Source organism: Rhodanobacter sp. FW101-FHT13A11 (assembly GCF_058790335.1).
In genome coordinates this window covers 316592-325879 of record NZ_JBYTCN010000001.1, presented here as the reverse complement: position 1 = coordinate 325879, position 9288 = coordinate 316592, and the positions used below count along the sequence as shown (strand labels likewise).

Annotated in this window: 10 protein-coding genes; 6 read left to right on the top strand and 4 right to left on the bottom strand. The window is 64.3% G+C overall.

Annotated features, from left to right (window positions below; translation table 11 throughout):
- Nucleotide 1 precedes the first annotated feature (1 nt).
- From AC3WRN_RS01470 to AC3WRN_RS01455, 4 genes are all read right to left on the bottom strand, one after another.
- Nucleotides 2-1387, bottom strand: a complete 1386-nt coding sequence (locus AC3WRN_RS01470) for an MBL fold metallo-hydrolase RNA specificity domain-containing protein (RefSeq protein WP_492621585.1) — start codon at nucleotides 1385-1387, stop codon at nucleotides 2-4.
- A 26-nt stretch (nucleotides 1388-1413) separates the two neighbouring features.
- Nucleotides 1414-3891 carry a heavy metal translocating P-type ATPase gene (locus AC3WRN_RS01465; protein ID WP_492621584.1) on the bottom strand — a complete coding sequence of 826 codons (2478 nt, stop codon included), beginning with the start codon at nucleotides 3889-3891 and terminating at the stop codon, nucleotides 1414-1416.
- 195 nt (nucleotides 3892-4086) lie between these two features.
- Entirely contained in the window at nucleotides 4087-4758 is a 672-nt protein-coding gene (locus AC3WRN_RS01460) for a methyltransferase family protein (protein WP_492621583.1), read from the bottom strand.
- A gap of 1 nt (nucleotide 4759) precedes the next feature.
- Nucleotides 4760-5089, bottom strand: a complete 330-nt coding sequence (locus AC3WRN_RS01455) for a DUF2933 domain-containing protein (RefSeq protein ID WP_492621582.1) — start codon at nucleotides 5087-5089, stop codon at nucleotides 4760-4762.
- A gap of 128 nt (nucleotides 5090-5217) precedes the next feature.
- Here AC3WRN_RS01455 and AC3WRN_RS01450 point away from each other — a divergent pair, with 128 nt between their 5' ends.
- From AC3WRN_RS01450 to AC3WRN_RS01425, 6 genes are all read left to right on the top strand, one after another.
- Nucleotides 5218-5778, top strand: coding sequence for a hypothetical protein (locus tag AC3WRN_RS01450; RefSeq protein ID WP_492621581.1), 561 nt, complete (start codon nucleotides 5218-5220; stop codon nucleotides 5776-5778).
- A gap of 363 nt (nucleotides 5779-6141) precedes the next feature.
- Nucleotides 6142-6408 carry a thioredoxin family protein gene (locus AC3WRN_RS01445; RefSeq protein ID WP_492621580.1) on the top strand — a complete coding sequence of 89 codons (267 nt, stop codon included), beginning with the start codon at nucleotides 6142-6144 and terminating at the stop codon, nucleotides 6406-6408.
- Between the two features lie 91 nt (nucleotides 6409-6499).
- Complete coding sequence (locus AC3WRN_RS01440; RefSeq protein ID WP_492621579.1) at nucleotides 6500-6922, top strand: heavy metal-responsive transcriptional regulator; 423 nt, start codon at nucleotides 6500-6502, stop codon at nucleotides 6920-6922.
- A 4-nt stretch (nucleotides 6923-6926) separates the two neighbouring features.
- Nucleotides 6927-7187, top strand: a complete 261-nt coding sequence (locus AC3WRN_RS01435) for a thioredoxin family protein (RefSeq protein WP_492621578.1) — start codon at nucleotides 6927-6929, stop codon at nucleotides 7185-7187.
- 1 nt (nucleotide 7188) lies between these two features.
- The gene (locus tag AC3WRN_RS01430; RefSeq protein WP_492621577.1) at nucleotides 7189-7884 is read left to right on the top strand and encodes a cytochrome c biogenesis CcdA family protein; all 696 of its coding nucleotides are present in this window, start codon (nucleotides 7189-7191) and stop codon (nucleotides 7882-7884) included.
- A gap of 86 nt (nucleotides 7885-7970) precedes the next feature.
- Nucleotides 7971-9158, top strand: coding sequence for an MFS transporter (locus AC3WRN_RS01425; protein ID WP_492621576.1), 1188 nt, complete (start codon nucleotides 7971-7973; stop codon nucleotides 9156-9158).
- The last annotated feature ends 130 nt before the right edge of the window (nucleotides 9159-9288 follow it).

Sequence of the window (9288 nt, the reverse complement as noted above, 5' to 3'; positions counted from 1 at the left end):
ATCAGCGCGCTGCCTCCAGCAGCACCTGCTCCAGATGCTCGGGCGCGCGCGCACGCCAGCCCAGTTCGCGCTGGATCCGGGCACGCAACGCGTCGGCGGCGTCCGGCTCGCCGTGAGTGACGTAGACGACGCCCGGTGCCGACGGCGCGGTGCGCATCCAGGCCAGCAGTTCATCGGCATCGGCATGGCCGGAGAAGCCCTGCAGCTGCACGACCTCGGCACGGATGAGCACCTCGCGGCCGAACATGCGCAATGTGCGCGCGCCCGCGGACAGCGCTGCCCCTCGGGTGCCGCCCGCCTGATAGCCGGCCAGCAGGATGGCATTGCGGTCGTCAGGTCCAAAGGCTTCGATGTGGTGCAGCACTCGCCCACCGGTGACCATGCCGCTGGCGGAGATAATGATCATCGGCCCGCGCCGGCGGTTGAGCGCCTTGGACTCCTCGACGCTGTTGACGAAGGTCGCCAGCTCGTACATGCGCCGGCATTCCTCGTCCGACACGTGGTGCTCGCCGTGATGGTCGTGGTAGAGCCGCGTGGCGTCTACTGCCATCGGGCTGTTTAGGAAGACCGGCACCGCCGGAATCTCGCCCCGCTCCCGCAGCCGAGCCAGATGCAGCATCAACCCCTGGGCACGGCCGACGGCGAACGCCGGGATCACGATCACGCCGCCGCGGGAGGCCACGCGGCGCACGATGGGCGCGAGCTCGGCCTCCTGGTCGATGGGGACATGCGCCCGATTGCCGTAGGTGGATTCGCAGACCAGCACGTCGCAGGCGGGAAGCGGCGAGGGCGGGTTCATCAGCGACTCGTGTTGCCGTCCGAGGTCGCCGCTGAAATGCAGGCGCCGGCCATGCACGTCCAGGCTGACATGGGCAGCGCCCAGGATGTGGCCAGCGGGGTGGAAGCGGGCGCGGATGCCGGGCACCACCTCGACGTCGCGTTCGTAGTCGTGCCCCTGCAGCTGCCGCAGGCTCAGCTCGGCGTCACGCTCGGTGTAAAGCGGGAGCGGCTCCTTGTGCTTGGAATAACCCTTGCGCGCCGCGTACTTCGCCTCTTCCTCCAGCAGGTGCCCACTGTCCGGGAGCAGCAGTCCGCACAGGGCGGCACTGCCTTCGGTGCAGTGAATCTGACCGCGGAATCCCTGCTTGACCAGTACCGGCAGATAGCCCGAATGATCGAGGTGCGCATGGGTAAGCACCACCGCGTCGATGGAAGCCGGCTCGACCGGAAAAGGCGCCCAGTTGCGTTCGCGCAGTTGCTTGTAGCCTTGGAACAGCCCGCAGTCGACGAGCACGCGGTGCCCGCCGGCTTCGATCAGGTAACGGGAGCCCGTCACGGTGCCGGCGGCGCCGAGAAACTGCAGGGTGGATGGCGTTGAGTCGTTCATGGGTACTCCAGTGAGAGGCAAGCGGCTCAGGCCGCAGCCTCGAGTGAACGAGAAGGTGCCGCTTCGGTGCGCGGCGCCAGCCGTACCCGCCGCAGCATCAGCGCGTTGACGGCGACGATGACCGAGCTGCCCGACATCGACAGCGCCGCGATCTCCGGCGACAGCGTGAACGGATAGAGCACGCCAGCGGCGAGCGGAAAAGCGACGACGTTGTAACCGACCGCCCACGCCAGGTTCTGGTGCATCTTGCGCAGCGTGGCGCGGGCGATGGTGATCGCGCGCACGACGTCGTACGGATCACTGCGCATCAGCACGATGTCAGCGCTCTCGATGGCCACGTCCGTCCCGGCACCGATCGCAAAGCCGACGTCGGCCTGGGTCAACGCGGGCGCGTCGTTGACGCCGTCGCCGACCATGCCGACCTTCTGCCCCTGGGCCTGCAGTTTTTTCACTTCGTCTGCCTTGCCACCGGGCAGGACGTCCGCCAGTACGATGTCGATGCCGAGATCGCGCGCCACGCGTTCGGCGGTCGGGCGGTTGTCGCCGGTGATCATCGCGACCTTGACGTTGCGCCGGTGCAGTTCCTCGATGGTGGCCCGCGAGGTCTCGCGGATCGCATCGGCGATCGCGAACAGGCCTGCCAGCGACGAATCGACGCCGACGAAGATGACGGTGCGACCGGCGCCGGCCAGGCTCTGGGCGTCGGTGTCCAGTGCGGACAGGTCGATGCCGTGCTCGTCCATCAGCAGGCGGTTGCCAAGCAGCACCCTCCGGCCGCCCACGACGCCGGTCGCGCCCTGGCCGTCGATGTTGGTGAAAGCCGCGGCGCGCTCGGCGACGGTGCCCGCGCGCTTGAGGATCGCCTGCGCCAGCGGATGCTCCGAATGCGCCTCGACCGCGGCGGCGCTGGCCAGCAACTGTTCGGCCGTCCAGCCTGGCGCCAGGGCCATGTCGACGACCTCGGGAGCACCCACGGTCAGCGTGCCGGTCTTGTCGAAGATCACGACGTCGAGCCGCGCGCTCTGCTCGATGGCCTCGGCGTGCTTGAACAGGATGCCGTGGCGCGCACCCAGGCCCGTGCCGATCATGATCGCCATCGGCGTGGCGAGGCCGAGCGCATCGGGGCAGGCGATCACGAAGACGGTGATGGTCAGGGTGAGGGCAAACAGCAGCGTCTGCCCGATCCACCAGAACCAGACCGCGAAGGTCGCCAGGCCGATGACGATCGCCGCAAGCACCAGCCACTGCGAGGCGCGGTCGGCGAGCAATTGCGCAGGCGCCTTGGAGTTCTGCGCGTCCTGCACCAGCTTGATGATCTGCGCAAGCGCGGTGTCACTGCCGATCTTGGTCGCGGTATAGGTGAACGCCCCGCTCTTGTTGATCGAGCCGCCGACCACCGCTGCGCCCGGATCCTTGCGCACTGGCATCGACTCGCCCGTTAGCATCGACTCGTCAACCTGCGAGCTGCCATCAAGCACGGTGCCGTCGACCGGGATTTTCGCGCCGGGTCGGACAACGACCACGTCGCCGACCACGACCTCCGCGGTCGAGAGCTCGACATCCTGCCCGTTGCGGCGCACCACCGCGCGCGGCGGCGAGAGCTTGAACAGCGCCTTCATCGCATCCGAGGCACCGGCGCGGGCCCGCATTTCCAGCCAGTGGCCCAACAGGACGAAGGTGAGCAGAACCGCGGATGCCTCGAAGAAGTTCGGGCCGTCGAAGAAGAACGTCGATGCGATGCTGAAGCCGTAGCCGGTACCGACGCTGAGCAGCACCAGCACCGCCATGTCCAGCACGCCGCGCCGCAGAGAACGGAGCGCCGCACTGAAGAACGGCCAGCCGGGATACAGTACCGCGCCGGTTGCTAGCAGCAACAGCCAGATGTTCGCGCGCAGGCCGAAGGGCACCGGTGGTGATGCCGTCAGACCCATCGGCGACCATACGAACACCGGGATCGCGAAGGCGAGCGCGACTAGGAAACGGCGGCGCATGTCGCGCGCCGCCGCGTGCAGGTCGCCGCCGTGGTGCATGCCTTCGTGTGGATCGCCACCGGCATGGGAATCGGCGTCATGCGATGGGGGCGGGTGGGACTCGTGCACGGCGCCAGCTGCGGATCCGGCCACCGATCGCATCGACTCCGCCTCATGTGCGGCGTGGCCGTGGTGAGGGTCCTTCCCGGTCGGGACCTGCACCACGCAATCCGCCCGTTTCGCACTCGCACCGACCGCGGCGGACGGGTGCGTTCCCTCATGCTTCGTTCCAGCGGGCATGCCGGCGTCGCAGTGGAAGCCACACGCACGGACCGCGGCGGCGATCTCGCCGGGTGCTAGGCGCGCGGGGTCGTAATTGACCGCGAGCCGTGCGGTGGTGAACTGCGCGACGACCGCGTGCACGCCGGGCAGTGCCTGCACCGCGCGTTCGAGTGTGCGCGCGCAGCCCGTAGACACCATGTCGCCGATGGGCCAAGTGTGGCGGCGGAGTTGGGTTTGGTTGACGTGGAGCATCGACGGTCCTTGGCGACGGCATCAGCGCCGGTCACCGCTTGCGTGGTGTGGAGCATGGGGTGGCAGGGACAAAGACATGGGCGTCATGGTGTGGCGCCAAGTCCGCGGGTAGTAACCATCGCAGGGCGCCCGGACATGGACACGGTGGGCCTGTGGCAGTGCATGCGGGTTCCAATGAGCGGTATCGGAGAATACTCACGTGCGAGGGACGTGGCCGCGCGGGCCTGTCGTGCCGGTGCGCCGCCGGGGAATGAACGCCGGCACCTCACGCATGTACGAGGTATAGTCTTCACCGAAGCGAGCGAGGCTGTCGCGCTCTTCCCGACGCGCAAGCCGCGCGTATGCCCACAGGAATACCGGGTACAGCACAAGCGTGATGAGCGTTGGCCATTGGATCAGGAAGCCGGTCAAGACCAACGCAAACGCGACATACTGCGGATGTCGCATCCGTGCGTAGATTCCCTCGCGAGCAATCCGCCCCTCGCGCTGGGCGCGATAGAGTACGGGCCAAGCGGTTGACAGCAGCCAGAAGCCTCCGCCGATCAACACAAAGCTCGCGATGTGGAACGGGCCAAAGTGTGGGTTTGCACGCCATCCGAACAGCATCTCGAACAGGTGGCCGGCGTCGTGGCTGAGCCAGTTCACCTGCGGGTACTTCGCCGCGAGCCAGCCGGACAGGAGGTACAGCGTGAGCGGGAAGCCGTACATCTCGGCGAACAGAGCCACGATGAAGGCTGTAAACATGCTGAAGGCACGCCAGTCCCACCGCGTGAGCGGCTTATAGAAACTCCAGGCAAAGAACGTAAAAAACGCTACATTGATCAGGGCGAGCAACCAGAGGTCATAGCCATACGCGGCGCCGTGCATGTCAGTGCCCTCCCATATGCGGGCCCGGGCGACGTGCCGGTGTGGTGTGGCCCACCGCACCGTTATCCGATCCTTCGGTGTCGGCATCTCGACTGGGGAATGCTTCGGTATTCCCGTGACGGGTGCTCCCGCCATGGGAACCGTGGCCGGCATGCATGCCCATGTGAAGGAGGGGGCACAGCAGCAGGAAGCCCAGTGGCAGCCAGCTCATCCACCCGGAGAGGTGGTCGCCGTGTTCGACGACGAGGTAGAACGCCGCCAGTGCCAGAAGTGACCAGAATATCCACCGTCTAGCCGGTGTTGGTGCGGAACGCGCGTGCGTGGCAGACATGTCATGTCCTCCGATTATGGCGGCCGGGTGGGTCCCATCGCGCCGCCCTGCAATTGGGGTTGGAAGCCATCGCTGGAATGTGCGGCTGGCTACGACTGCGATGTTAGGTCTTTGCCGCAAGACCTAACTTGATCGACGTCAAATGGAACGACGGTTGCCTGGTTCGAACGAACGCGTGTGCTCAATCAGGCAGCGGCGTATGCAAACCTTGGGTCAATGGCGCGTGGATAAGGTTGCTAATATCCAAACGTTGCATGCACCAGCCGGCGGTCGTGAAGGTAGTACCGCCACGCACGTTATGCGTGCGCGTGGCGGTGTTTGTAGCGGTTGTCATTTCGGAGAACGACGATGAAATCGTTTGCTGCTTGTCTCAGCCTCCGCTGCTGCTCGCGTGCCTCGCCATCGGCCGTGTCGCGTACGCGGCCGATTCTTACACTGATGGTTGGGTTGGCCATTTGGATGGCTCGCATTTGGACGTCTGTTATCGTGTCACGCCGTTGCCAGCGGTTGGTGCGCGACCGGAGGTCATGCGGACATCCTTCGTGATTCCCAACAAAGGACTGCCCCTTCAACAATTCGCGGTGGCGGGGTATGCCACGGTGACGTCGATCGTCGAAGCGCACTGCGTGCGTGCCGAGTTGACCCAGGGCACGGCGAAGCGGACCGATCACGCGCGGCGCGCGGACTGAACGGACGCGATGACAATGCCGCCAAGGCATGCTCCGCGCCAGCCATGGCGGAGCGGCCAGGGTGTGGCTACAACATCCAGGCGATGCGCTTCACCGGCGTCTTGCCTGCCGCATCCTGCCATCCGCCATCGGTGCGTGAAGCCCGGTTATCACTCAGAAGGGCGCTTTGGTGTGTCCGCGAGCGCGTTGTCGTAGACCCAGAGAAGTGATGACACCTTTGGCAGGAGCACCCAATAGAACCTCTTGACTCTGGGGTTACCTTGAAGGTTTAGCCTGTGACTATCGCGATATGGCCCGACAGCGGTTCGCCTCGCTGCCGTGCCGAGAGAGAGTCGAGGGCCATAGCTATTCAAGGAGAAAACCATGAACACGAAATGCAAAGTGGAAGTATTCAGTGCCGGCTGTGCAGTCTGCGATGAGGCGGTTGCGCTGGTCGAGCGTGTGGCCTGTTCGTCCTGCGAGGTCACCGTACACGACATGAAGGACATCTACGCCGCCAAACGGGCAAAGACCCTTGGCATTCGATCGGTGCCGGCCGTGGTCATCGATGGCAAGCTCGCGGCCTGCTGTGAAGGGCGCGGGATCGATGAAGCGATCCTGCGCGTTGCGGGTCTGGGTCGGGCCTCGTAACCGGTGAGTGACCAGCGGGGGGAGTCGCCGAAACGCTCCGCGGCCGGTCACCACTTATTTCTTTGAATTGTCCATCACCGTCGAGATCATCATGTTCACGATCGGCAAACTGGCCGGCCTCGCCACCATAAGCACCGAGGCCTTGCGCTACTACGAGCAGGAAGGGTTGATCGTGCCGGATGCGAAGAGCGACGCCGGCTACCGGCTCTACCGGCCGGAGTCCGTGCAACGCGTCGGCTTCATTCGTCAGGCGCAGCAATGCGGTTTCACGCTGGCCGAAATTCGCGAACTGCTGGCGTTGCGATCTGAGCAGGCCGCATGCTGTGGGGATGTGCGCCGACTTGCCGTCGAGAAAAAGTTGCAGATCGAAGGCAAGATACGGCTCATGAAATCGATGTCGAAAGCACTCGACGAATTGATCAACGATTGCAACGAGGAAAGTCATCCCGTCGTCGAGTGTCCGATCCTCGCTGCGCTGGAGAAAGCAAAGGTTGCAACGACGACTGGCCGATGACTGCATGAAGCTCGAACTTTTCTACTCGCCTGGCTGCGTCCGCTGTGCCGAAGCGCGCGATGGCCTCAAGACCGCTGCGTTTGAGATCGTCGCGGATTTGGAGTGGCGGGAACTCAATGTGCTCGATGAGCTGGACTACGCCGTGCAATTGGGCGTTCTGACGTTGCCGGCGGTTGCCATTGACGGCGAGCTGGTCTTCACCTCGTTGCCCACCCGACGGCAGCTCCGGGTAGCGCTTTCCGAACGCTGCAAGAAAGTGAATTAACGTGGACGTCGACTCGCTTCGCTTCGCCTTTGAACACGCCGGTCCCGCGGCCGTCGTGGCCAGTTTTCTTGCGGGCTTGGTTTTCAGTTTCAACCCGGTAGCGATGGCTGCCATCCCGGTCTCGCTGGCCTATGTGACCAAAGCCCGCACGAGCCGGCAGGCGTTTGTCTTCGCCGCCATGTTCATTTTCGGGATGGTCGTGATCCATGTCGTGCTCGGCCTCGTCGCCGGATTCGGCGGCTTGGGCGTACAGAAGCTGCTGGATCGCAAGTGGGGCGTGCTGATCGGTCCGGCGCTGATCGTACTCGGACTGATGTGGCCGGGATGGCTACGCATTCCGCTGCCAGCGTTCGCCTTCAAAGTGAAGCGCCCGAACAGTTCCTTCGGCGCGTTCCTTCTGGGCGTCCCTTTTTCAATCGCGATCTGCCCGATATGCACGCCGGCGTTGGCCGTGCTGTTGGGGGTGGTAGCAAGTCTCGGATCGCCCTGGCTTGGCGCACTGCTGTTGCTGGCCTTTGCATTGGGGCGTGCCGTACCGCTGGCCGTGGGTGCGTGGTCGCTGGGCTGGCTGGAGAACCTCCGGTTCGTCTCGGCCTACCGTCGTGTCTTCGAAATTGCCGGTGCAGCGACCCTCATCGCTACGGGGCTGTACATGCTCAATGCGTACTTCTTCTGGCTACCGGCCTTGGCGAGCTGAATTGACGTCAAGGACACGAGCTTCCCGTAGAGCGAACCAGACAGTCCCTCGCGAATGAATTTGATTGCGCACATAGGCGAAGCCTGATGCCGACCACCAGCGACGAACGCGAACGCCTACTCAGGGCGCTCGCGCTGGCAACCTTCATTATCTTTTTTCAGGCTTACATGGTGGCGCCGATCATTCCGGTGCTGTCGACGAGCTTTGGAACGTCCGTCCAAGCGACTGGCGTGATTGTTCCCGCCTACCTCATCCCGTACGGCGTGACGGTGCTGGCCTTCGGTCTCCTTGCGGATCGAATCGGCATTCAGCGTCTCATCTTTGCGTCGCTGGGTATGTTCGCGGTGCTCACAGCACTCACCGCAGGTGCGCAATCGATCGGGCAGCTGACTCTCTGGCGTGCCCTGACCGGTCTGGGTGCCAGTGGCGTCGTGCCGCTCGCCTTGGTGCTCATCGGCGGTCTGTATCCGTACGAACAACGCGGACGGCCCCTCGGCTGGCTGTTCGGAGCGATGGCCGGTGGCATGGCTTTCGGTTCGACTTTCGGTGCTGTGCTGGAGCCTCTGCTTGGTTGGCGCGGCCTCTTTCTTTTGGTCGCCTTGGCCGCCGTGGGTGTGTTCGTGGTGTTGCTGCTCCACCGTTCACTTATTTCGTCGACGAGGAAGGCTGTTCCCGAGACGATGGAAGAGTTATTCCGCGGATATCGCGATCTCATCGGCACTCCGCGAGGGCAGCGCACTTATGGCTATGTTTTCGTCAATTCGATTTTTCACTCTGGCGTCTTCACGTGGCTCGGTGTCTATTTCGAGCAGCGTTACGGTCTTGGTCCGGTAGGGATTGGTGTAGCCCTGCTCGGTTACGGGATTCCTGGTTTCTTGTTCGGCCCGCTGATCGGCCGGGCCGCCGATCGCTGGGGGCGCGCCAGGTTGTTGCCCATCGGGCTCGGGCTGGGTGCCCTAGGTGCCGCTACCCTAATTTTCAACGGTCCCCTGATACTCGCGATTGTGGCCGTGACCGTCCTTTCTCTCGGCTACGACATGACGCAGCCCCTCTTCGGGGGCATCGTCACCGCGCTTGGAGGAAAGCGCCCGGGACAGGCGATGGGCTTGAACGTCTTCGCACTGTTCGCTGGATTCGGCGTGGGTAGCCTCCTGTTCGGCGAGGCGCTTCGGCTTGGGTTCGGGATGGCGCTTGGCATCTTCGTCATGGTTCAAGCGTTGGCGACCGCGCTGTCCATCGGATGGTTCAGCGCGGAGGTTCCGGTCAACAGGTAGCCTGCCAGCGCGAAACCCACGGATGTGCGCCGAATACATATCCTTGATCACGAGCCTGTTGACGGGGCCGCGTTGCTTAAGCGGCTGGCTCCAGCAGGGGGGTGGTGATCGGGAAGCCATGGTTCGGTGT